Source organism: Pseudoalteromonas sp. KG3, from assembly GCF_030436385.1.
Classification (GTDB): domain Bacteria; phylum Pseudomonadota; class Gammaproteobacteria; order Enterobacterales; family Alteromonadaceae; genus Pseudoalteromonas; species Pseudoalteromonas prydzensis.
In genome coordinates, this window is the sequence record NZ_CP098523.1 from 3,398,645 (window position 1) to 3,422,051 (window position 23,407).

At 40.8% G+C, this 23,407-nt stretch carries 17 protein-coding genes; 8 read left to right on the forward strand and 9 right to left on the reverse strand.

Annotation, left to right across the window (positions count from 1 at the left end):
• The first annotated feature begins 399 nt into the window (after nt 1-399).
• Both NDQ71_RS15955 and NDQ71_RS15960 read left to right on the forward strand, forming a co-directional pair.
• Nucleotides 400-657 (forward strand): type II toxin-antitoxin system Phd/YefM family antitoxin, encoded by a 258-nt coding sequence (locus NDQ71_RS15955; RefSeq protein ID WP_192542986.1) that lies wholly within the window; start codon nt 400-402, stop codon nt 655-657.
• Nucleotides 645-944 (forward strand): type II toxin-antitoxin system RelE/ParE family toxin, encoded by a 300-nt coding sequence (locus NDQ71_RS15960; RefSeq protein WP_192542985.1) that lies wholly within the window; start codon nt 645-647, stop codon nt 942-944. The genes NDQ71_RS15955 and NDQ71_RS15960 overlap by 13 nt, the downstream gene beginning before the upstream one ends.
• A 305-nt stretch (nt 945-1,249) precedes the next feature.
• Here NDQ71_RS15960 and serA read toward each other — a convergent pair whose 3' ends face one another.
• From serA to NDQ71_RS15985, 5 genes are all read right to left on the reverse strand, one after another.
• Entirely contained in the window at nt 1,250-2,479 is a 1,230-nt protein-coding gene (gene serA, locus NDQ71_RS15965; protein ID WP_192541507.1) for a phosphoglycerate dehydrogenase, read from the reverse strand.
• Nucleotides 2,480-2,492: 13 nt separating this feature from the next.
• Complete coding sequence (gene rpiA / locus NDQ71_RS15970) at nt 2,493-3,146, reverse strand: ribose-5-phosphate isomerase RpiA (RefSeq protein ID WP_192541508.1); 654 nt, start codon at nt 3,144-3,146, stop codon at nt 2,493-2,495.
• A gap of 53 nt (nt 3,147-3,199) precedes the next feature.
• Nucleotides 3,200-3,796, reverse strand: coding sequence for a 5-formyltetrahydrofolate cyclo-ligase (locus tag NDQ71_RS15975; protein WP_192541509.1), 597 nt, complete (start codon nt 3,794-3,796; stop codon nt 3,200-3,202).
• A gap of 29 nt (nt 3,797-3,825) precedes the next feature.
• A complete protein-coding gene (locus NDQ71_RS15980; protein ID WP_192541510.1) occupies nt 3,826-4,371 on the reverse strand; it encodes a hypothetical protein in 546 nt (181 codons plus the stop codon).
• A gap of 115 nt (nt 4,372-4,486) precedes the next feature.
• Nucleotides 4,487-6,004, reverse strand: a complete 1,518-nt coding sequence (locus NDQ71_RS15985) for a S10 family peptidase (RefSeq protein ID WP_192541511.1) — start codon at nt 6,002-6,004, stop codon at nt 4,487-4,489.
• A gap of 260 nt (nt 6,005-6,264) precedes the next feature.
• Here NDQ71_RS15985 and NDQ71_RS15990 point away from each other — a divergent pair, with 260 nt between their 5' ends.
• The 5 genes from NDQ71_RS15990 to mrcB all read left to right on the forward strand — a co-directional run bounded on the left by NDQ71_RS15990 (nt 6,265) and on the right by mrcB (nt 12,037).
• Complete coding sequence (locus NDQ71_RS15990) at nt 6,265-7,497, forward strand: diguanylate cyclase (RefSeq protein WP_192541512.1); 1,233 nt, start codon at nt 6,265-6,267, stop codon at nt 7,495-7,497.
• A gap of 176 nt (nt 7,498-7,673) precedes the next feature.
• Nucleotides 7,674-8,012 (forward strand): P-II family nitrogen regulator, encoded by a 339-nt coding sequence (locus NDQ71_RS15995; RefSeq protein WP_016708666.1) that lies wholly within the window; start codon nt 7,674-7,676, stop codon nt 8,010-8,012.
• A 9-nt stretch (nt 8,013-8,021) separates the two neighbouring features.
• Nucleotides 8,022-9,251 carry an ammonium transporter gene (locus NDQ71_RS16000; RefSeq protein ID WP_192541513.1) on the forward strand — a complete coding sequence of 410 codons (1,230 nt, stop codon included), beginning with the start codon at nt 8,022-8,024 and terminating at the stop codon, nt 9,249-9,251.
• A 175-nt stretch (nt 9,252-9,426) separates the two neighbouring features.
• Nucleotides 9,427-9,588, forward strand: coding sequence for a YqaE/Pmp3 family membrane protein (locus tag NDQ71_RS16005; RefSeq protein ID WP_084448088.1), 162 nt, complete (start codon nt 9,427-9,429; stop codon nt 9,586-9,588).
• A 97-nt stretch (nt 9,589-9,685) separates the two neighbouring features.
• Nucleotides 9,686-12,037 (forward strand): penicillin-binding protein 1B, encoded by a 2,352-nt coding sequence (gene mrcB, locus NDQ71_RS16010; protein ID WP_301561831.1) that lies wholly within the window; start codon nt 9,686-9,688, stop codon nt 12,035-12,037.
• A gap of 263 nt (nt 12,038-12,300) precedes the next feature.
• Here mrcB and NDQ71_RS16015 read toward each other — a convergent pair whose 3' ends face one another.
• Nucleotides 12,301-12,762, reverse strand: a complete 462-nt coding sequence (locus tag NDQ71_RS16015; protein WP_301561832.1) for an IS630 family transposase — start codon at nt 12,760-12,762, stop codon at nt 12,301-12,303.
• Between the two features lie 25 nt (nt 12,763-12,787).
• On the reverse strand, nt 12,788-13,246 hold the full coding sequence (locus tag NDQ71_RS16020) for a winged helix-turn-helix domain-containing protein (protein WP_301561833.1): 459 nt from the start codon (nt 13,244-13,246) through the stop codon (nt 12,788-12,790).
• A 967-nt stretch (nt 13,247-14,213) separates the two neighbouring features.
• Here NDQ71_RS16020 and NDQ71_RS16025 point away from each other — a divergent pair.
• Nucleotides 14,214-17,228, forward strand: coding sequence for a TonB-dependent receptor (locus NDQ71_RS16025; protein WP_301561834.1), 3,015 nt, complete (start codon nt 14,214-14,216; stop codon nt 17,226-17,228).
• Nucleotides 17,229-18,044: 816 nt separating this feature from the next.
• Here NDQ71_RS16025 and NDQ71_RS16030 read toward each other — a convergent pair.
• Together NDQ71_RS16030 and NDQ71_RS16035 are read right to left on the reverse strand one after the other, a co-directional pair.
• Complete coding sequence (locus NDQ71_RS16030; protein ID WP_301561835.1) at nt 18,045-18,419, reverse strand: hypothetical protein; 375 nt, start codon at nt 18,417-18,419, stop codon at nt 18,045-18,047.
• Nucleotides 18,419-23,047 (reverse strand): RHS repeat domain-containing protein, encoded by a 4,629-nt coding sequence (locus tag NDQ71_RS16035; RefSeq protein ID WP_301561836.1) that lies wholly within the window; start codon nt 23,045-23,047, stop codon nt 18,419-18,421. Before NDQ71_RS16035 ends, NDQ71_RS16030 begins: the two co-directional genes overlap by 1 nt.
• Nucleotides 23,048-23,407: the final 360 nt, after the last annotated feature.

Genomic DNA, 23,407 nt, shown 5'->3' on the forward strand with positions numbered 1-23,407 from the left:
GCCCTCTAAAGTGCAGCGCCTCTTAACCTCTTTGTGAATAATTCAATTAAAGATCTTTTGCACAAAGAGAAGGGAATGAGAAGTAAATGAGGATGAACTTGAAGGCTAATATCAGCATGCGTTAAACACATTATATTAATAAGATAGCCTATAACTCCTCAAAAAAGCCAATCAAAAACCTGTAAAACGCCAATTAAAACGCCAATTAAAACAACAGCAAATCCTCTTTTTATATTTTACGTGAAAGTCAGTTGTCGATTGAATCAAAATAGGGCCCGGCTATGGTTAATGCATCAATAAAAATAAATTAAAAACGAGTAATTCTACATGCTCGTTAGCTGTGTTTCCTAAATTGCTTACTCAGTGCTACTATAGTGATACATTTTTGTGGAGGTTATTATGAGAGTCGAGTTAGTAACAACATTGAAACGCCAAGCGACGAAAATATTATCTGAGCTGCATTTAACCAAAGAGCCCGTATTAATCACCGAACATGGGCAACCGTCAGCGTATCTTGTTGATGTTGATGACTTCGAATTTATGCAAAAACGTATGCAAATCCTTGAGGCGCTAGCTAAAGGTGAGCAGGCAATAAGTAGAGGAGAAACTATGTCTAATATTGCAGCTAAAGAGAAAATGAATAAATGGCTGAAATAATCTGGACAAATCCTGCTCTGGAAGATCTAAACGATATCGCTGAATATATTGCATTGAGCAACTTGCTGTCTGCTAAAAAGTTGGTGTCGAAAATCTTTGATAAAGTTGAACGCCTTGAAGAGTTCCCTGAGTCAGGGAAGACACCGATTGAGTTATCTAATCTGAATTACCGTGAAGTGATAGTTAACCCTTGTCGTATATTTTACAAAATAGCCAGTGATAAGGTTTTTATTTTACACATCATGAGACAAGAGCGTGATTTACGTAAGTTCTTGTTGCAAATGTAGCTTACACTAATCGGGTAGCCTGAGTTCTCTCCACATCATCGATCATGCGCTTTTTATTAACAGGAAGTGCAATGGGCGGTTCATCTCCCGTAATAAATATAGATCCAAATATCTCTAAATGACACTAAACTTTGTGAAGCTAAGTAGTCATTGCCTAGCGCAATCTAAATTCTTTTTGCTAAATAGTGGGAGCGCGTATTGTATTTTGTCACTCAAAATAAAAGCCGTGCTTGACTTAACAAGCACGGCTTTTATTATTTCTGACCGCTGACCGCTGACCGCTGACCGCTGACCGCTGACCGCTATTAGTGAAGAATACGCGCTCTAATAGTGCCTTCTACGGCACTTAACTCTTTTAGTGCGACTTCTGAGTGATCAGTATCTACGTCGATAACTACATAACCAATCGCTTCGTCGGTTTGTAAGTACTGTGCGGCGATGTTGATGCCATGCTGAGCAAACGCTTGGTTAATTTGAGTTAACACGCCTGGGCGGTTGTGGTGTACGTGCAATAAACGGCTACGGTTAGCAAGCTCTGGTAGTGATACTTCAGGGAAGTTAACAGCAGTAATCGTTGAGCCGTTGTCTGAGTATTTAGCTAGTTTACCCGCTACTTCAATACCAATGTTTTCTTGCGCTTCTTGGGTTGAACCACCGATGTGCGGCGTTAAAATGACGTTGTCGAATTCGCGCAGTGGTGAGATAAATTCTTCGTCGTTTGATTTTGGTTCAACGGGGAATACGTCGATGGCAGCGCCGCTGATTTTTTTATCACGTAGTGCTTCTGCTAGGGCGTCAATATCAACCACAGTGCCGCGTGAGGCGTTGATCAAAATTGCACCTTGCTTCATCACTGAAATTTCCGCGCTACCAATGAGGTTTTTAGTTTGCGGTGTTTCAGGCACATGTAAGCTGATAACATCAGCGCGTTGCAGTAGCTGCGTTAGGTTATGCACTTGGGTGGCATTACCTAGAGTTAGCTTGTCTTCAATATCGTAAAACTCAACGTTCATACCGATGTTTTCAGCCATGATACCTAGCTGCGTACCAATGTGGCCGTAACCAATAATACCTAGCGTTTTACCACGGGCTTCAAACGAGCCATTGGCTGTTTTTAACCAACCGCCGCGGTGAGCAATAGCGTTACGCTCTGGAATACCACGGAACAATAGTAAAATCTCACCCAGTACTAGCTCAGCAACAGAGCGGGTGTTAGAAAATGGTGCGTTGAAAACCGCAATGCCGCGTTCACGAGCTGCGTTTAAATCAACTTGATTAGTGCCGATACAAAAGCAGCCAACAGCGACCAGTTTTTCAGCGGCATCTAATACCGCTTCGGTAATATGAGTGCGAGAACGCAGGCCTACAAAGTGCACATCTTTGATGCGCTCAAGTAGTTCGTCCTCAGGTAATGAGGTTTTTACATAATCAATATTGCTGTAGCCGTTGCGTTTTAGCGTTTCAACAGCACTTTGATGCACACCTTCAAGCAAAAGGATTTTAATTTTGTCTTTTGCTAACGATACCTTACTCATATCCTCATCCTATTTATCTAATTTGCGGCCCATTTTTGGTACCGATAATCACTTTATCTGCGCCACGCTGGGCAAATAAGCCATTGGTTACTACGCCAACAATTTGGTTAATTGTCAGCTCTAAATCTTTTGCTTGGCTGATAGACAAGTTATGCACGTCTAAAATAACGTTGCCGTTGTCTGTCACTACACCTTGACGATAAACCGGATCGCCGCCTAGTTTTAGTAATTCACGGGCAACATAACTGCGTGCCATAGGAATAACTTCTACCGGCAGTGGAAATTCACCTAAGGTGTCCACTATTTTTGTTTCATCAACAATACAAACAAATTGTTTAGCCACTGCTGAGACGATTTTTTCACGGGTCAATGCAGCGCCGCCGCCTTTGATCATTTCGTTCAGTGCGTTGATCTCATCGGCGCCATCAATGTATACATCTAGGCTATCAACATCGTTTAATTCATATACTTCAATGCCAAGGGCTTTGAGTTTCTCGGTTGAAGCATCAGAGCTTGAAACTGCACCGGCAATGGTGTCTTTTACCGTGCCTAAGGCATCAATAAAGTGGTTTACCGTCGAACCGGTACCCACGCCTACTATGGTGCCTTCTTTTACAAATTCGAGTGCAGCCCAAGCTGCTGCTTTTTTTAATTCATCTTGTGTCATTGTTATATGCTCAATAGGTGAAAGAGATTGCCATTAGTATATAAATAAATTGCTTACCAATGGTAGATTTTCTGTGGTGTGATTATGTAATTTAATGGTACGTCCCACGATTCAACCGGTAAACTTTTAACATGCTGGCATTGATGTGCAAGGCCAATTAGTTGTGGTTTTTGCCAGTTTTCTTTTTCGTAGCGCGCCAGTGTTTTATCATAAAAACCACCCCCCATCCCTAATCGGTTGCCGTTATCATCAAATGCCACTAATGGCATCAGCAGATAATCAAGCTCCGCAAGTGGGCATATCTGACTACAATTTAACTTGGGCTCCAAGATACCATAGCGGTTTGGCTTCATGGGTGAATTTTCTTCATAGCGCTGAAAGTACAAAGTAGTGCCATTAAAGGGGTGGATAACCGGTAGGTAAAGATGGTGTTTTTTACTCCAAAGGTCTTTTATTAACAATGAGGTATCAAGTTCTGCGTCATTGCTAAAATAAATGCCTATATGGGCGTTTTGGGTCTTTTTTTGTTGTTTTAAGTGTTGAATAAAATTCACTTTAAGTGATTTTGCCGCAATTTCTTGCTCAGATTTTGACAGTAAATTACGTGCTTTTCGGATTTGTTGGCGGATCTGTGCTCTTTTTTCACTCATTATTATTTTTATGTACCTGTTATTTTTTACTAAACGCTGAGTAAATCAGGAAATGCAAACGATAATCCCAATACAACGAGCAAGATAACGACCATAGCAATAAGAGAAAATAACAATATGTTACTGCGTTTTTTAATTGGTGTGGTTAATTCTTCGTCTAGTAGTATATCATCAGTTTGCCAATCTTCGTCTTCGTCAGCCGTTGCTTGTTGTTGATTTGCGGGGAAGCGCTGTTCTAGGTCATCGAGTTTTTCTTCGATGCGAATTAAGCTGCTAGTAATGTAATCAAGGGCATTAAAAATTCGTTCATCGCGTTGGCTTGATGTTTCACTGTTGCTGGTGCCTGTACTGCTCTCTACAGCTGCCAGGTTACTTTTGATGCCGACACTGGCAAGTATTTTGGCTTGTTTTAGCGCTTTTTCTTTCTCACAAGGGGCAAATAATGGCTTGTTCTCAAAAAAAGCGGCGACTTTTGCGGTTGGGGCTTTGAGTCTAGTTGCCAATTGGCTGATCGCGTGTGCTTGGTCTGTATCTTTGGCTAGACCTGCAAACATGACACGGAAGTTTTCTGCCATTTTTGTTTTCCAAAACGTAAAATCAATGGTTTGAGTATATACCTAAACGTTTACATGTTGCCAAAAAAGCCCGTAATAAAACGGGCTTTTTTAATAAAATGAGTCTGCGCAATGCTTAATACTTTGCCGCTTCACCTTCTTTAGGTAATGATTTTAAAATAAAATCTCGTAAATCATTGTTCGAGCTTTCTAAGTCAGCATGGCGTAAATACATCATGTGACCACTGCGGTAGCCTTTAAAACTCAAACGATCACGCATTTTGCTACTTGGATCAAGTTGCCACATAGTGTACTTGGCATCAAAGTAATTGGTTGCGCCATCAAAATAACCCGATTGGATCATTACATTGAGGTAAGGGTTTTGCGCCATAGCTAAACGTAAATTTTCACCGGTGTTATTATTGCTGCGGTCCCACGGGTGAACATTACCAAACAAGTTATATTTAACATCTGTTTTATAGTTTAATTCATCGCGTAAATAGTGATTAATCGCTGGTGTAAATGAATGCAGCCAAGAGGTAAGCTCAGCCCAATAATCAGGAGACTCACCGGCATCACGTTTATCAATACCTAAGTAGCGAGAATCTAAACGACCCACTGTTTGACCGCGTTCACGTAGTAACTCTTTCCAGAAAAAGTTAGTTGGAATGTCTAAGTTATTTTGCGCAACAAACTTCTCAGATACGCCAGCATATAAAGCCATTTGTTTGATGATGGCTTGTTTTTCGTCAGCGTCAAGAAAGCCACCTTTGGCAATCGCAGGCAATAGTTTATTAACTGTAAACGCTTCTACTTCAGGCAGTAACTCGTCTAAGTCTTTTGCTTGTAGGGCTGGGCTAAGTGCTTTGTGATACCAAGCTGTTGCTGCAAAGTAAGGAAGACGGTTTGCAGCCTCTACAGGTCCTTCGCGCTTAATGCCTATCTCAGTCGGAGACACTAATACCACACCATTAATGTACATCCATTGGCGGTTTTGCAGCTCGTGGGCAAGGCCAGATACACGAGTTGTGCCATAGCTTTCGCCAATTAAAAACTTAGGTGAACGCCAGCGCTCGTTACGTGACACAAAAGTATTTAACCATTCCGCTAAATATTTTATATCGGCATTTACACCAAAAAACATCTTTTGTTGCGCTTCTTTACTTGGCAGTTCGCCTTTGTCGTTTTCAAGTACGCGAGAGTAACCAGTATTGACTGGGTTAACGTAAACGATGTCGGCAACATCAAGCACTGAATAAGGGTTGTCTTTTATACCATAAGGTTGAATAGGGTAGCCTTCGTCATCAATTTTTAACACCCGTGGGCCAGTATAGGCAATGTGCATCCAAACTGAAGCAGAGCCTGGGCCGCCATTAAATGAGATCAGCAATGGGCGCTTCGTTCTATCGTCCACTTTATCGCGGGTGTAGTAGGTGTATTGCAAGGTTGCAATCGCATCGCCTTTGTCATCCCACACCGGCTGCGTGCCTGTGGTTGCAGTGTATGAAAAGCGCTCGCCATTAATACGTGCTTTATGCTCCGTGACAACACTGCTTTCGACATCAATGCGACGTTGGTTTTCTGCATAACTGGTGGTACTAACACTCAAAGTAAGTACAGCCAGTGAGAAACTAATGATACTGATAAGCTTCATGGTGGATCCTTTAAACAATTGTTAACCCATTAAAGATAATTTTTATCTAAATAACAAAGGGAATGAGACTAGATACCAATATTAATCGGTAGGAGGTAGACAATAATATTATCAGCCGGGAATACACTGTGCTTTTATGCTTATTTTTACAGCAAGATATTTTGCTCAAGACAAAAATAGGGTATATTTCATACTTAGTTCTTACTTTATTCGTAAATAATTTATTTCAGCAATCTCCCGCTGTCGTGTTGAGAAGATATATGCAAAGAGTATTAGTGGTTGAAGATAGTAAAGTTGTCCAGCAAGTATTGCGGCACTTATCGGCTCATTATCTTGATGTTGCAATTGATTTTGCTTGGTCACTGGCACAGGGCAAAGAGTTTATTGCAAAACATCAATACACACTGGCTTTGGTCGATTTAACATTGCCTGATGCCATGAATGGCGAAGTTGTTAAATACACCTTAGAACACGAAATTCCCACTGTCGTGCTGACATCGACTATTGATGAATATAAACGCCAGCAAATATTAGAACTGGGTGTGGTTGATTATGTCATAAAAGATAATCGCGACTCTTATCACTATGCTATCAAATTAGTGGCGCAGTTATTACGTAACCAAGGTTGTAAAGCATTAATCGCAGATGATTCTTTACTGAGTCGCTCATTAATGAGGCAAATGCTCGAAAAACAGCTGTTTGATGTGCAAGATGCCCATGATGGTGAGCAAGCGCTAAAAATACTAAAAAATGATCCCGAGATTAAATTACTACTCACCGATTACGCAATGCCGACTATGGATGGCTTTGAACTTGTCAAAGCGGTGCGTAATATTCGCGGCCGTGATGATTTAGCCATTATTGGTTTGTCTGGGGCTGGTAAACATGGCTTATCTGCTCGGTTTATCAAATTTGGTGCAAATGACTTTTTAACAAAACCCTTTATGAATGAAGAGTTTCATTGTCGTGTATTGCAAACGATGGAGCAGCTTTCTCTTATCGCAGATATTAAAGAGAGTGCTTTTCGTGATGATTTAACTAACCTTTATAATCGCCGCTATTTTTACCAATTTGCCGAAAAACTGTTAAAAGAAACATCGCGCAATAATAGCTTAGCGCTACTTGATATTGATTTCTTTAAAACGATTAATGATAAATTTGGTCATGAAGCGGGGGATCAGGCACTAAAGCAAGTAGCGTCGTTACTACGCAGTTCGTTTAAAGGTTATACGGTTGCCCGGGTTGGCGGTGAAGAGTTTGCGGTTGTGTTAGCTGATGTAGGATTAGATCAAGCTTATTCGTTGCTAGATGCTTTTCGAGTTCGGTTATCAGAGTATGAGTTTGTAATAGATGGCCAAGCATTTGCAATTACAGTGAGCATTGGTTTAACCCAATTCCAAAATGTGACGTTAACCAGCGCCATGCGTTTAGCAGATAAAGCCTTATATCAGGCAAAAGAGCAAAACCGCGACTGTGTGGTACGGCAAAATTAGGCTGCTGCACCAGCACAGTTAAGATGTTAAAAAAATGCACCTACATGGTGCATTTTTTATGTCGATAATTTATTTTTATTATGTAACTACTTGTTTTTTAGTTATTTAAAATAGTGGCACAAAGGTTGGATTATCTTAGCAAACAGGATAACAATAAGCGTCCGAAGGGGGCCACTATGAAAATGATTAGTGCAATAATAAAGCCATTCAAATTAGATGATGTGCGCGAAGCGCTGGCTGATTTAGGCATTGAGGGGATGACAGTTGTTGACGTCAAAGGTTTTGGTCGTCAACGCGGTCATACAGAGCTGTACCGTGGAGCTGAATATCAAGTTGATTTTATTCCAAAAATCAAACTTGAAATTGCTACTCGTACCGAAAATTGTCAAAGGGTCGTTGAGACCATTACCAAAATTGCTTCAACAGGCAAGATTGGCGACGGCAAAATTTTCGTTTACGACTTAGATCAAATTGTCCGTATTCGTACGGGTGAATTAGATGAAGAAGCAATTTAAGGGGGCTTTATGGAAAACACGATAGTAGAACTCAAGTTTTCATTAGATACATTTTACTTTTTAATATCGGGTATTTTAGTGATGTGGATGGCGGCTGGTTTCGCCATGTTAGAAGCGGGCTTAGTTCGTTCAAAAAATACCACTGAAATTTTAACCAAGAACGTGGCGCTTTATGCTATCGCATGTACCATGTTCTTATTGGTTGGCTACAACATTATGTATGTGGACAACGCTGAAGGTGGCTTAGTGCCTTCGCTTGGTGCGCTAATTGGCACTCAAGCAGCTGATGCGGATCATTCATTAGAATCTGATTTCTTCTTCCAAGTGGTATTCGTGGCAACGGCTATGTCGATTGTTTCGGGTGCGGTTGCGGAACGTATGAAGTTATGGGCTTTCCTTGCTTTTGCCGTGGTATTAACTGGCTTTATTTACCCAGTTGAAGGCTACTGGACGTGGGGCGGTGGCTTCTTATCTGAAATGGGTTTTGTTGACTTTGCAGGCTCTGCTATTGTTCACGGCACAGGCGCTGCTGCTGCACTGGCTGGTGTACTAATGCTAGGTGCTCGTAAAGGTAAATATGGTAAAAATGGTGAGATCTACCCAATTCCAGGTTCTAACTTACCACTGGCTACACTCGGTACATTTATTCTGTGGATGGGTTGGTTCGGCTTTAACGGCGGCTCACAGTTACTCATCTCTGATGCTGAAAATGCCACTGCGGTTGGTCAAATTCTACTTAACACCAACGCTGCTGCAGCAACGGGTGCAATTGCAGCACTATTCGTCTGTAAAGTGTTATGGGGTAAAGCTGATTTAACTATGGTACTTAATGGTGCACTTGCAGGCTTGGTCGTTATCACTGCAGACCCATTATCACCATCACCTTTATTAGCTTGTTTACTCGGTATTTTAGGTGGCTCATTAGTGGTATTTAGCATTGTTGCGCTAGACAAAATTAAAATTGATGACCCAGTTGGTGCAATCTCAGTGCATGGTGTATGTGGTATTTTAGGTATTATTTTAGTACCAGTATCAAATGCTGAAGCAACGCTAGTTAACCAGTTAATCGGCTTAGTATGTATCTTAGGATTTGTATTTATTACTTCACTTATCGTGTGGGGAATACTGAAGAAAACCATGGGTATCCGGGTAACAGAAGAAGAAGAACTAAACGGCATGGATCAACACGATTGTGGTATTGATGCTTACCCTGAGTTTGTTTCGGTACGCAGTAACTAAGTAAAAATTTTTAAAATCATTGTGTGTTCAAAACAAAGTCCTAATTTCGATTAGGACTTTTTTTGGTTTCTAATAAACGTAAAACTTATTGATAAAATTCAGAATATTCAGGTAGGAAAATAATGATTTAGTGTCTATTCTTTAAATGACACTAATTACAATTGAAGGGCAAACTATGGATAACAAATTACTCTTGATCATTCTGTCGATTTTTTTACCTCCTGTGGCGGTATTCTTAAAAGCAGGAGTAGGTAAAGACCTGATCATCAATATTATCTTATGCTTTATCTTCTTTATTCCTGCGATGATCCACGCGCTGTGGTTATGCACACGCTAGTCACATAATTGGCGGCGTTTCAGTTACTGTTAACTTTACAGGTGTTAGTGTATCCTAACACCTGTAAATTAACCTCTGGATAGTAATAGCAACGTCAATGGCTGATAAAAAAGATCCCCGCTCTAGTAAAACTCCATCGAAACGCTCGGCCAACAAAGCCTCAACGACTGCGTCTAAGTCGGCGAAAAAAGCAGCGACTAGAAAGGCGCCGGCAAAAAATGTAAAAAAACGTGGCATTGGTCGTAAGATTTGGTCTATTTTTTGGAAACTTAGCTTAGCTGGCATTATTGCCATGGCGTTATATTTAATTTATTTAGATGCAAAAATAACCCGTCAATTTGAAGGCAATAAATGGCAGCTACCTGCACAAGTCTATGCTAGAGCAATGGGTTTTTACCCAGGACAGTTTTTATCTAGCCAAGAAGTGGTGTGGGAACTTGATAGGCTAAATTATTCATCGGTAAATAAGCTTAGCCGCACCGGACAATATGTAAAAGCGGGTGATAGTATTAAAATCTTCCGTCGTGAATTTGAATTTTACGATGGCTTAGAGCAAGCACAAGTTATTGAGCTGCGTTTTGCGGGTCAGAAACTTGCCAGTATTAAAGATAAATTTGGCAGGCGCTTAAATAGCGCTCGATTAGAGCCAGTACAAATTGCCCGTATTGGTAATGATTCCAAACAAGACCGTGAGTTTGTGCCGCTGGATAAGTTCCCGCCAATGCTAACAGATACATTATTAGTGGTTGAAGATCAGAATTTTTACCAGCACCATGGTGTATCGGTGTTTTCGATTATGCGTGCTCTATACAGCAATATTAAAGCAGGGCGCACTGTTCAAGGTGGCAGTACGTTAACGCAGCAACTAGCAAAAAATATTTATTTAACCCGTGACCGCACGCTGATCCGTAAATTCAATGAAGCATTGATCGCCTTGATTTTAGATTACCGCTATTCAAAAGATCAAATATTAGAAGCCTATCTAAACGAAGTATATCTTGGTCAATCGTATAACCAAGGTGTGCATGGCATGGGGTTGGCCTCTGAGTTTTACTTTTCTAAGCCAGTAGATGAGCTTGAGTATGATCAAATAGCGTTACTCGTTGCTATGGTCAAAGGCCCTTCATATTATAACCCACGCCGTTACCCTGAGCGTACTATGGAGCGTCGTGATTTAGTGCTGCGCTTAATGGTTGATAATAAGTTAATTGATACTCGCGAATACCGTGCTGCACTAAAACGCCCAATTGACATTGCACCAATGAAAGACAGCTTACCTAAATCGTACCCTGGTTATTTAGAGCTGGTGGATCGTGAGCTGAGAAAATTACTGCCAGACCAAGAAGTACTAGATGCTGGTGTGCGAGTATTTACTTATTTTGATCTACAAAAACAAGCCGCAATGGAAGAGGCAATTGAAAAAAGCCTACCGTATCTTGAAAAGCGCAGCACGACAGAGCAGCTTGAAGCAGCGATGATCTCAGTTAATGTAGAAAAGGGTGGGGTATCTGCACTGGTTGCAGGGCGCGATCCACGTTTCTTAGGATTTAACCGCGTTCTTGATACAAAACGCAATATTGGCTCATTAGTAAAACCAGCGGTGTATTTAACTGCATTGGGTTTACCACACTATAATTTAGCGACGCTGCTAGATGACTCACCAGTGCAAGTGACTAATGAGCAAGGCAAAGTGTGGCAACCAGAAAATTTTGACCATCAATATCGCGGTATGATGCCACTTTATAAAGCCTTTAGTAACAGTATCAATATTCCAGCGGTGAACTTGGGGCTAGATGTTGGGGTGGATAAAGTCGCTGATACACTCAATAAACTCGGCGCTAAAGAGCAAATATCACAGTATCCATCATTACTGCTCGGTGCCGTTGAAATGTCGAGCTTTGAAGTTGCTCAGCTTTATACCACGTTGGCGGCTGATGGCGAATATCGCCAATTAACATCTATTTCGGCGCTAACCGACTCAGTAGGGCGTGTGCTTTATCAGCATAATATCAGCTCAGCGCCGCGCTTTGATAAAGCCGCGGTGTATATGACTAAATATGCCATGAAACGGGTGACTAAAGACGGCACTGCAAAACGCTTAAATGCCCATTTTCCGTCGATTCAACTTGCAGGTAAAACCGGCACCAGTAATGACTTACGTGATAGTTGGTATGCAGGCTTTGATCAAAATACAGTAACGGTTGCATGGCTTGGTCGTGATGATAATAAAAGCACAGGCTTAACGGGCAGTGTTGGCGCATTGGAAACCTATATCCGTTACCTTAAACCGCTCAACCCTGAGGCAATCGCTGATACCCGGCCACCTTCTATTCGTTGGGCATTTATCGACGAACTAACCGGTAAACAAGCGCCTCCGGGCTGTGGCAAGGTCATTCAGCTACCACTGAGGGCCAGTGAATTTGAGCCAAGGCCAAGTTGCCAACGCTAGTGTATTGTAAATGTTAAATGAAAAACAGTCGCTTAAAGAAGTGTCTACCTTAACTGGAGCGTGTTGATATTTATCGATGGTTTCAATAACCAAACGTTTTGCCAGCATTGCTCTATCCCATAATGTTATACTGTAGCCTTCATATTTTTGCAAAGCGTGACCTCCAGAGGTCGCGTATGGCTGAGTAATACCAATGCTATTTAATTTGTCCATGCTCTAAAGCACATATGCTTAACATTAGTAATATTTGAACGAAACACATTTCACGCTCTACTTACTTGCTCCACAATGTCGTCATAATCTGAAAAAGTACGATTAGATAACTCTCTGTCTCGCATCCATGCCCATACTTGCTCAACCGGATTAAGTTCTGGTGAATAAGGAGGCAACGGTATCACCGACACATTTTTAATCCCTTCATTAACATTACCCATATGCCAGCTTGCGCGATCAACAATAACCACTGCGTGCCGTCCACATGGCGTAGCATCTGAAATGAGTTGTAAGTGTTGCTTCATTATATCCTTACTCAAATAAGGGGCTATAATCGCCTCTGTTTGCCCTGTTGCGGGGCATACTGCACCAAAAATATGAGTGGATAGAAATTGCTGTTGCTTCACAACACGTGGCCTAGTGCCTTTTTTAGCCCAAATTTTTGAGGTGGTATTTTGTTGCCCAAATCGCGCTTCATCTTGAAACCACACATCCACTCTATCAAGGGCCACGTGGCCTGGAATTGTGATGATCGTATTATAATGGAAATTTTTTAAAGTCTTCTTGTGCCTCAATTGACTGTTTAGGATGTTTAGAGCGAGACGTTATCCATGAAAGATTAAGCTCGCACATCAAACGGTAGACATTATTGAGTTTGTATTGGACACCAAATGTATCGTAAATGTATTTGCGTATATCTTCACCTATCAGCCTCCCACCTTCCTCTTTCACTGCGTGCGCACAGATGTAATCTTTAAGCTGGCACTTTTGTTTTAATGTTAAGCCACAAGGGCGACCTGATTGTTTTTTAATATCAAGCGCTTTAATTCCATCGGATAAGTATGCAGTAACCCACTCATTGACCAGTCGACGGCTAACGCGGGTAGTTTTAGCGACAACAGTACGATTTTTTACTTCGAGAAAGAGGCGAATAACCTCATAACGCGTTTTTAATCGGGCATCTCTAGTATACGGGAAGTTAGGAATAGTAGACAAGCTGGACTCAATGATAATGACAAATTTATGAGTATTAGAAAAAAGGAGATAATTAAAATAGCTCATGAATTAGATGTGTTTTGTATAAAGAGGAAACCCTCACGAGTAATGCGGCTAAGATAGTCATTCTTAAAATCGCGCTGTTTCGGTATATGAAAAGCAATAATGATAGTCATAATTTTGCTTTTACTTATCCTTCCTACCCGTGTGCCGTCAGTTAGCAATTGTTTTTTCACTGCGAGATGGAAATACGAAAAATCATTGTCATCGAAAAATAATTCGACTACTTCTTTATGCTTGTCTCTTGTTGCTCTAATTTTTATTGGTCGAAAATCGGATCTTAGAACAAGGAATTAGTTCAATTTTTATCTCTAGCTTAGCTAGATTATCGTAGCTATTATTAGTAATAACGGTTTTCTTAAGTTAATGATAAACAGGGGTTTTCATGATTCACATTATGAGCCTACCTCCCTGATAGCTTAAGATGTACTATTAATTATTAAGTGTATTTTACTTGGATTGCTGCCAAGGCTTTTAGTTCTATAACGATTTCTAGTTAATATTAGTCTTGGCATTTAGGAAGGTTGCTTTATTTCTGTGAAATCATTATAGCGGGTCCAGTTGCTGCTTACTTTTTATATCTTAAAGATCAGTCTAAACTACCCTTTCTATTACAATAAGTAGGCGTTTATTTACTGCTGTTTATTTTAATATTTATACTAAGCTAAATCAGTTTTAGCTATTAAGTATATCCGATGTTAATTTTTTGTTTTTTTTTGTGGGTTTTGAATGTATAGTTTTGTTTTATGCAATTTAAATAATCCCAATTTTTTGACAGTGTATAGTTACCTATATTAATTAAGTGTAATTTAGGTGTTTTTTGTTTACATTTAAGTTCCCTTTTATTAATGTGTAAGTACCTTTTATAAGGTTAAATAATTATAATTTAAACAGGGATACAATAAGAATGAAATCAATATTCAAGAAAAGCATAACAGCAATAGCTGTATCTGCTTCTTTAGGTTTGGCATTTCCTGCTGCTGCATCAGATGTTGTTGGTACAATCAATAACATTACTAACACAGCAGGGTACACAGTCAAAGTTAAAAATTCAGCAACGGGTCTGACTCGTACTCTTAATGTCTCAGCAGATGGAAGCTTTCGTTTTGCTTCTTTGCCTTCAGGTAATTATGAAATTCAAGTACTTAAAGGAGCAGCTGTTGTTGCTGAGGATCGAGTTCGTGTTTCGTTGGGTAGCAATTCAAAAGCGAACTTTGATCTAACAGAAGCCTCTGGGCCTGAGGTTATTCAAGTTGTTGGTGCTCGAATTTCTTCAATAGATCTTTCAACAGCTGACTCAGGCTTAATTATTACAGATGCTGAAATCGATAGAATGCCAATTAATCGTGATCTAACGTCTGTTGCGTTATTAGCACCAGGTGCAGTGAAAGGTGATAGTGCATTTGGTAACACAGCTTCATTTGGCGGTTCATCAGTAGCTGAGAATGCTTGTTATATTAATGGACTAGAGGTGACTAATACACGTCAAGGTTTAGGTTGTGGCGAGGTTCCTTTTGAATTTTATGATCAATTCCAAGTAAAAACAGGTGGTTACTCAGCAAAGTTTGGTCGTGCAACAGGTGGTACAATAAATACAACTACTAAAAGCGGTACTAATGAATGGGAATTCTCAGCTGTAGTGCAATATCAACCTGATTCACTGCAAGAAGAAGGATCTTTTTCTCGTGGTAAACAAGGGGCAGGGCAAGTTTTCAGAGATGAAAGGTTAGATTCAGATAATAAAGCAGATATAACACTTGCGGTTGGTGGTCCACTTATTGAAGATACACTTTTCTTTTATGGCTTAGTCAATCCTCGTGACACTGAGTCAACTTATACTTGGGGAGGAGATCAGTTCTCTCCAAATGATCAATACCGTGAAGAATCAGCTTCTGGTGGAGATAATTTATTCTGGGGTGGTAAGCTTGATTGGGATATTACTGAGAATCATCGATTAAGTTATTTTGCATACTCAAACCGTCGCGATATTGAACGTTCTGTCTATGAGTATAACAATGGCGTAGTTGGTGATCGTAAAGATGGTGCTTTACTTAAACGTGGCGGTGAAGCTCAAAGTATAAGCTACACAGGTGTTCTAACAGAAGATCTAGTAATTACAGCAATGGCTGGTAGCATTAAAACTGAGTATGAAACACAAGCTGAAAACTTAGTATGCCCAAGCATTACCGACTCTCGAGGTACATCAAACCCAATTACAGGATGTGGCGCAGGCGGTAGTTTTGGCGCTAATAATGATGAGAATACTCAATACCGTCTAGATATAGAATATGTTTGGGAAGATCATTCGTTTAGTTTTGGTATCGATTACCAAGAGCGTGAATCTGAACGTATTAGTCGCCCTATCGGTGGGCATAGTTACGATTATCGCACCCTAGCAGATAATGGTAGCTTTCAAGCAGATAATGGTGCTTTAACAAACAATACTGGCTCAACAATAGATTATGTTGAAGACCGTGTTTTTGATGGTGGTGGGAGTTTTGAATCAGAGTTAACGGCTTACTATTTGGAAGATCATTGGCAAGTTACAGATGATTTTGCAGTAACAGTAGGTCTGCGAATTGATGAATTTGATAGTTGGGGTACAACTGGAAAATTATTAACAAGCTTTAAAACAGATATTGCTCCGCGTTTAGGTTTTACATGGGATCCTACCAGTACTGGTGATACAAAAGTGTATGGTACATATGGTCGTTATTATCTTCCTGTTGCAAACAATACTATTTTCCGTGCCGCATCAGGTGTGAGTGATATAACAACTGCTTATACATATACAGGTGTGGATTCGACAACTGGGGCTCCAACTGGCCTTGCTCCTTTGGCTGATACTATCGGCAGTGGCGGGTTAGAAAATTCACAGCAGATAAGTGGTGTACCAACTATCCCTGAAAAAGACATTTTCCAAGCTCAAGAAGCGGATCCATTTTCTAAAGATGAATACATTATTGGAGTTCAACAAGCATTAAACGATGAGTATACTGTTGGTGTTAAAGGTATTTATAGAGAAGTAGCAACAGCTCTTGATGATTATTGTGGCCGTTATGCTTATCCTTTTTGTGTAATGATAAATCCAGGTTCTACATCAAGCTGGTATAAAGATGGTGTATATTGGAATGGTACTAGTAATGATCCAACAGATGAGATCACTGATGGTATACCTGACGCAGGTTCTTTAACTACTCATTCCGCAGAAACGATTGGTTTACCTAAAGCAAATAATGAGTACACTGCAGTTGAATTTAGCTTAGATTATCAAGCAGATACAATTCGCTATCAATTTGGTTATACTTGGGCTCGTAGTGTCGGTAATTTTGAAGGTGCGGTTAAATCTGATATCGGCCAAGCCGATGCTGGAATTACACAAGACTTTGATTTCCCTGCTGTAATGGATGGTTCACAAGGTTATCAACCAAATGATCGCCGTCATACATTCAAATTCTTCGGCAGTTGGGAACCAACGGAAGACTTAACTGTTGGTTGGAACGCCAGTTTACAAAGTGGCCGCCCGCAAAGTTTATTTGGTCAAGGTTACCCGTCAAAAGATCCTAACCTAAATGGTGGTTGGGGTGACACTTTCTATATTTATACCAATGAGTGCCCTGATACGAACGGTAATGGTGAATGTGATCAAGAAGAAAAAATTTATGATAAACATACTCGTGGTACCGCAGGCCGTACTCCTTGGACATTTAATCTAGATTTATCTGCAGCTTATGACTTTACTATTTCGGATATTGACATGCGTGCTTCGATTAATGTATTTAATGTTCTTAATAGCCAGTCAATCTCTTCTGCAAATGAGCATTATGAGCAAAATGAAGGTGAGCTTAACTCATACTATGGTGCTGCTTATACTTGGCAAACACCGCGTTACGTTCGCTTAGGTTTCGAAGCTCGCTTCTAAATCTAAAATCAACAATATTGATTTTCTAATAAAAAGCCCTTACGGGCTTTTTTATTTTCATCTGATAATGAAACTACGGTAAGCGTCTTGCAAAGGCACATGCCAATAACTCGTCAAAACTATTAGTTATTCCAATCTATGAACTCTACGCACTGCTATATATTAACTTTTTAGCTAGACTCAGCTTTATATAACAGCACATTAAAAATCACTTTAAATCACCGAATTTAATTGACGATTTTTCACTTTATCACCGACTGTTAAAGCAGACGTTGTTGCATGCACAAAAAGTAATAAATATTGGTGACACAAAAGAGGCACAACTAGACTTTTTGTTTTGGGTCTCAGAGCACAACCTTTTAAAAGTTCATCTTGCATTTAATGAATTTCAAACAACAGCGCAACAACCTCCATTAATTAAAAAAATTAATAAAGGCCTGCTCAGATCCAAATACAGGTAGGCACATTAATAGTTCAGAGTTTTTAAACATATAAATATTGACCCGCATGATCACACCGCAGAGCACTTTACTGGGCAGGCAACACTGGTTTAAATAGGCAACGAATAACAGCAAGCCTAGGCAACTTCACTGGTGTCACCATATAGTGGCGCTGCATCACTTTGCCTACTTCGCTGGTAACACCTGCCAACGACAACCAAAATAAGCAGCCTAGTCTGCTACTAATATTGCCCATAATAACTATAGCCCTGCGTTTAAGTTAACAATTAACTACGGATGTCATATTTTCTACTCTAGTTTGCTGCTTAAAGATAGTTGACAGGCAAAAGGAAAGACGCGACCCCATTCTTTCCTTTTAATCAAAATTTATTTCGAATGTTATATCTTTTACATAACTACTGTTAGCTAGCCCTTCAGCATAATCTGGGAGAGCAAGAACACCAGTAGAAAAACTGACAAAAAACTCTTCGACTTCATGCCTAGGTATCTGATAACAATCAACTCGTATTACAATATTTTTATTTGAAGTGTCTGGAAATTTATTAGCCAGTTGGCCATCTATGATAGCATCAAGACAGTTGTATAGCCGATCTTGAAAATCGTAAAGAAATCCATCTAAATCAAATTCAGCGTTAGCTTCTTCTACTAATACAACTAACCATTGGTCTTCAATTTTACCTTTAGCTACAAAATCTATAACTACTTTATTTAATTTCGTTTGTTCAGTCATCAACAATGCCTATCAACTTTACAGTTTTTCATTATAGTTGGTTCATTCTTAGGAAGCCCTGCTTTTTCAGCATTTTTTCCTCTTGGTATAACAGGCTCGCCATTATCGATAGCCTCTTTAACCTTTTCTTGACCTTTCGAAAGCTTTGCATCACCAGTTTTAGTCTCAACGACACCTTTGTCTTTTTTTACAAAATCTACCCTTGCTCTATCACCACGTTTAGTTTCGAGAGTTACTTGTTCACCAGCTATATCATCACCTAAACTATCACGAGTTTTTTGTTCGCCTTCCTTGCCTCTTTGCCTATTCTCTTGAAGTTGCTTAGCTCTTTTATTTGCTCTTTCGATAGTTTTAACCATCTGTTTGACAATGTGTCTTCGATGTTTACCATCGGGATCATTGTATTTATATGGGTTGTTGTCAACATAGGAATACCTATTAAAACTTGCTACTTCACCAGTAAAACCAACCGGATCATTACTCATAAACCGCCCAATAACTGGATCATAGTATCGTGCCTGCATATAACTCAAGCCTAAGTCGGTATCAAACTTATGGCCGGTGTAACCTATGTCGTCTTTAGGTGGCTCAATGCTTTCACCAAAGGGTTGGTAATGCATTCTTGAAGTGACCGTGCCGCTTGTATTCGATTCGGCGGCAGTGCTGCCTAAATAGTCACTGTGCAGGTAAGTTACGGTACTACCTTTTTTATTGGCTACCAGTTTGCCACCCAGGTAGTAATACTCGATATGTTGGTTATTGGCTTGGCGGTACATCAGCTTGCCGTTACTGGCATAAAAGGAGTAGCTGGTGCCGTTGGAGCCTTGTTCTTTTACCCGCTTGTTATTGCCATCATAGGTATACAGGTAACCGTCACTTTGCACCATTTGATTGGCGGCATTGTAAATAAACCCTCTGATGCCATTGTCGGTGACATTCCCTTTGTCATCGTAATTAAAATCGTAAATTTTACTGCCGGTGGTGTAGTCCAGTTGTTTAGTGCTGGTGTAAACATAGTTAATGGTTTTATTACCCAGCTTGTAATCGGTGATATTGCCCATGGCATCATAGTTCACATCCCCTGCGCCTAAATAACTGTCGGTGATTACGTCCAGGCGGTCTAGGCCATCGTAGCTCAGGCTCAGGTCATAGGCATTGTTGATTTTGTCATCCAGTACCGTCAGGTTATTGTTGGCATCGTAGCTAAAACCATGATTGATGGCGTAAGTGGTGCTGCGTTTATCGTAAAAGGTGCTGGGCAAACCGCTGTTGTTCTGACTCGAGGTATGGGCAAAGCCGTTACCGTAATTGTGCGATTTGACCATGCCATTGGCGTGATACGTGGCACTGGTGGCATAGGTGCCCGCCTTGGTGGCTTGACCCAGGGCATTGGGAGAATAGGTAATATGTACTCCACTGGGGTAAAGGGTATTAGCCAGGTTGCCGTTACTGCTATACCCATAATCTAAAACGAAACTTTGTCCATCAACAGATAGGGTTTCCAGCTCAATCAGGTTGGCAGAATTATATTCATAAGCCGTGACCACCGAGCCTGCGTTGAGGGTGGTTAAACGGCTATTGGCATCATACACATAGCTTTGGTCGGGGCTGCTGTCGCCAAACAGAATAGATTTAACATTGCCTAAATTGTCATAAGCGAAGATGGCTTTGTCGGTAGCACTGACTGTGGTGTCACAGGTCGTGGTACTGCTGTCAATAGAGCTGCCTCGCGCTTGCCAGCTCACCTGACCCAGCGCATCTTTAACAAAGGCGGTATTGCCTATATCCGGTCTTACCGTTTTACACAATTGCTGATAACTGTCGTATACCCGCGATTCAGTGATTCCGCCCTGACTCACCGAGCTCATATTGCCATAGATATTATAAGCCAGGCTGGTGTTCACACTGTGAGGCGAGATAATCAGGGTGGCCATATTTTGCTCTGGCGCACCATAAGCTAGGTAAGTGGTGGTGGTGACATTGCCTTTGTTGTCATTCACCTGCACTCGATTGTTTGATAAATAACGATAACTGATATTCCCTGATGTGGTGTTGTTATCAATTAACGTGGGGCGTCCTAAACCATCATATTGGTGAGTAACACCATAAGGCGTGTTACTACTAGAATTAGGTAGACTTTGATAAAGCGGGCGATTAAACGCGTCAAACTGTTGGCGAGAATAACGGGCAGTAGATGAAAATGTTTTATCCCACTCTTTAATCATCACCGGGCGCAGTAAACTGTCGTGATAGGTGATTTTTTGATAGTTGCCCCTAGTGACGGTTTTTTTTAGCATGTCAGCTTCAACATAACTTAGGCTGTCACTGCCCGCTGTTGTGGCATAAGTAATATTGGTGCTTGACCAGCGGCTATCACAAGGGTCAACTAAGATCATTCGGCCCAAGCTATCGTAACCATAGTTGATGCACTGCCCCATAAAATCTGTTTGCTGTGTTACCCAACCATTGTTGTCCACCACCTTGTAGGCGTATTGCGGCGTTGCACTTAAACTTTGCGGCGTTTTAATGGTTTGCGCAATACCGCGTTTGTAGTTGGAAAACTCTACCCAACGGTTTGTTCCGTTATAATTCACTGTGTAAGGCAACCCCGCATTCACGCCTGAAGTATGGTAACGGGTATTGCGTTTATACCAGCGCCCGAATGAACGATGCTCATAGGGGAGTGATTTGTAGTTACCGGTTGCGCTGTGATAAGTAGTTTCAGATGCAGGCGTCACAGGAAAGGTGGGGGTCGAACTGATAAGCGTTTGTTTAGGCAAGCCAATTAGCCAATTTGTTGTGTCGTTATAATAAAGTTGTTTTGTATAGCGTTTTTTACCATTGAAATTATTAGACTCACTGGTAATTTGCGGATTACCGTAGATATCAAAGCTATTGTAACTGGTGGTAAAGGTTTGTGTACCTTGGTCATAGACAGTGATTTTTTCTTGTGAGGTGTTAATTCGATAATGCTGCGGCTGAGTATTATCACCGGTAATACCACTTAATCCAATACGTTGACCTTTTAACTGAGTAATTTCTTTACGTCGCAATAAGGTGGTGCCGTTAGTATCAAAATTATCAATAGCTTCTAATTGCCCTTCTTTGTGGCTGGTATAGTCACGATTATAAAAATAAACGGTTTTACTGCCATCAGGTGCAACGACAGATGTGGTTTTACTGTTGAGGACGTGTGCCGTTGCAGGTATTCCTCTGCTGGTATTGGTATTATCCTTCGGCGAATAATACAAGTTACTCATGGTATTGCTGGCATTATCCCAATCTCCATGATTTTGAGAATAAGAGTATTGCCACGTTACGGGAGCAGTATTATCACTCGACAATGTTTTACTTTTAAGGGCTAAGGTCTGGTAACAAATAGACATATCTTTTGGCGCGAGCAAGGCTTGAACCTGACGAGGAACATTGCTACGACCATGTAGTGTATTTTTGATTGTAAAACTCGCTGTCATCCCATCTGGGTGCGTCATTGATATGGGATAAGATTGTGAATAAGACGTGCAACTTGTGTTGGAGGCAGGTTGTTGGTCTCCCAGCGAAGAAACAAGCAAGTCCCAATATTTACCATCCGGCCGATAGACTTTGCGTAATGATGAAGTGGCATATGTATACTGCCATGTTCGTCCGTTAGCTGTGACTGAAGTAATACGACTTGGATGGACACTGTCTGCATAAGAGAAATCAATACGTCGGCCATCGTTCGACGAGATATACGCCAAGTTAGCACCATTGTAGTGATAATTAACGGTGTTGTTGAAGCGATCTTTTACTTGTGTTACCAACATATAGGTATTGTAGCGCATTAAACCACCATTTAAGGGGCGGGCTTCAACGCGCTTTAACTTACCAAAGGTATAGGTTAATCCGTCAGGCGAACTAACAATAAAGGTTTCCCCAACCGGTTGACCATTCTCAGTCCTAGAGCCACAACTGACGCGCCAGTTTGACATGGTTACCTTACCATATGACCCTGGCGCAATAACGCCGTCATTAATGAGCAGTTTTTCATCCACTTTACTGGGTACATGCAAAGTGTCACCCGTCCAATACTGCTGAGCATCGTAGGTTGTGCCTAGATAACTGACTAATCTAGGCTCCAAATACCCAGAACACTCTTTCCCTTTTGCCCATGAGCCAGAGTAGCCTGAGGAAGATAGTGATTGAATAGTGTGAATATAAGGGATGTCGAGTTGCCAGTCTGCAAACTCAAGCTCATCCGCCCACGTGAACTTGGTTCCTCGAAAGGTGCGTCTTACCGCAACTTCGATGTTGTTGTTATCCGGCAAGCTTACGTCAACATGACTAAAGCTGATTGAGCCGGTATTTAAATCAATTCGTTCACCAAATAACTCCGTCGTATGAGGAGTTATGGAGTCGGTGGTTTTGAGTTTATTAAGCTCTTCTGTGCCAAGCTCACTCGAAAAACTGCTTGGCGTATCACCGCCGCCGTCACCAGGTGCAGCTATTGCTACAGGTTTTATCTCGCCAACATTTTGTGTTGTATCAGAGACTGGCGTTTCAAACGCAAGGTCATTTGATGTAGTTTGCGCAAATGCGGAAGGATTAAACAAACATAAAGCCGTTAGCAAAGTAGTAATACGAAACATACAATTTCCTTTTGTAAATTAAGTTAAGGGTATCCTAGCTGATAAATTACACATAAAAAATTAAAAGGCAACCACTCTGTTTCTGGTAAGGGGTGCTAATTGGTTCGCAATATACCTGAGCTCAATGAAATGGTTGGTTTTAGGCATAGGGATATCATAATAAGTGGATATCAAAAAGATTAGCATTTGATTGGATTGACAGAGCTTTAAAAGCGGCTTTTAATCGGTTGAAAATTTAGTTAGTGTGCATATCAGTTTTGTTTTTGGTTGGATGGAATTTAGTTTAATGTTCAACTCATGAGCCGCATATTCGAGGATTAAACCAACTACCTGCTCTTAGCACCAGTCAGGCATCCAATG

Coding starts and splice junctions, on each gene's coding strand:
- rpiA (WP_192541508.1), bottom strand. CDS start 3,146: ATGACACAAGATGAATTAAAAAAAGCAGCAGCTTGGGCTGCACTCGAA.
- NDQ71_RS15985 (WP_192541511.1), bottom strand. CDS start 6,004: ATGAAGCTTATCAGTATCATTAGTTTCTCACTGGCTGTACTTACTTTG.
- NDQ71_RS15960 (WP_192542985.1), top strand. CDS start 645: ATGGCTGAAATAATCTGGACAAATCCTGCTCTGGAAGATCTAAACGAT.
- NDQ71_RS15975 (WP_192541509.1), bottom strand. CDS start 3,796: ATGAGTGAAAAAAGAGCACAGATCCGCCAACAAATCCGAAAAGCACGT.
- NDQ71_RS16005 (WP_084448088.1), top strand. CDS start 9,427: ATGGATAACAAATTACTCTTGATCATTCTGTCGATTTTTTTACCTCCT.
- NDQ71_RS15980 (WP_192541510.1), bottom strand. CDS start 4,371: ATGGCAGAAAACTTCCGTGTCATGTTTGCAGGTCTAGCCAAAGATACA.
- NDQ71_RS15955 (WP_192542986.1), top strand. CDS start 400: ATGAGAGTCGAGTTAGTAACAACATTGAAACGCCAAGCGACGAAAATA.
- mrcB (WP_301561831.1), top strand. CDS start 9,686: ATGGCTGATAAAAAAGATCCCCGCTCTAGTAAAACTCCATCGAAACGC.
- NDQ71_RS16025 (WP_301561834.1), top strand. CDS start 14,214: ATGAAATCAATATTCAAGAAAAGCATAACAGCAATAGCTGTATCTGCT.
- NDQ71_RS16030 (WP_301561835.1), bottom strand. CDS start 18,419: ATGACTGAACAAACGAAATTAAATAAAGTAGTTATAGATTTTGTAGCT.
- NDQ71_RS15990 (WP_192541512.1), top strand. CDS start 6,265: ATGCAAAGAGTATTAGTGGTTGAAGATAGTAAAGTTGTCCAGCAAGTA.
- NDQ71_RS15995 (WP_016708666.1), top strand. CDS start 7,674: ATGAAAATGATTAGTGCAATAATAAAGCCATTCAAATTAGATGATGTG.
- NDQ71_RS16000 (WP_192541513.1), top strand. CDS start 8,022: ATGGAAAACACGATAGTAGAACTCAAGTTTTCATTAGATACATTTTAC.
- serA (WP_192541507.1), bottom strand. CDS start 2,479: ATGAGTAAGGTATCGTTAGCAAAAGACAAAATTAAAATCCTTTTGCTT.
- NDQ71_RS16035 (WP_301561836.1), bottom strand. CDS start 23,047: ATGTTTCGTATTACTACTTTGCTAACGGCTTTATGTTTGTTTAATCCT.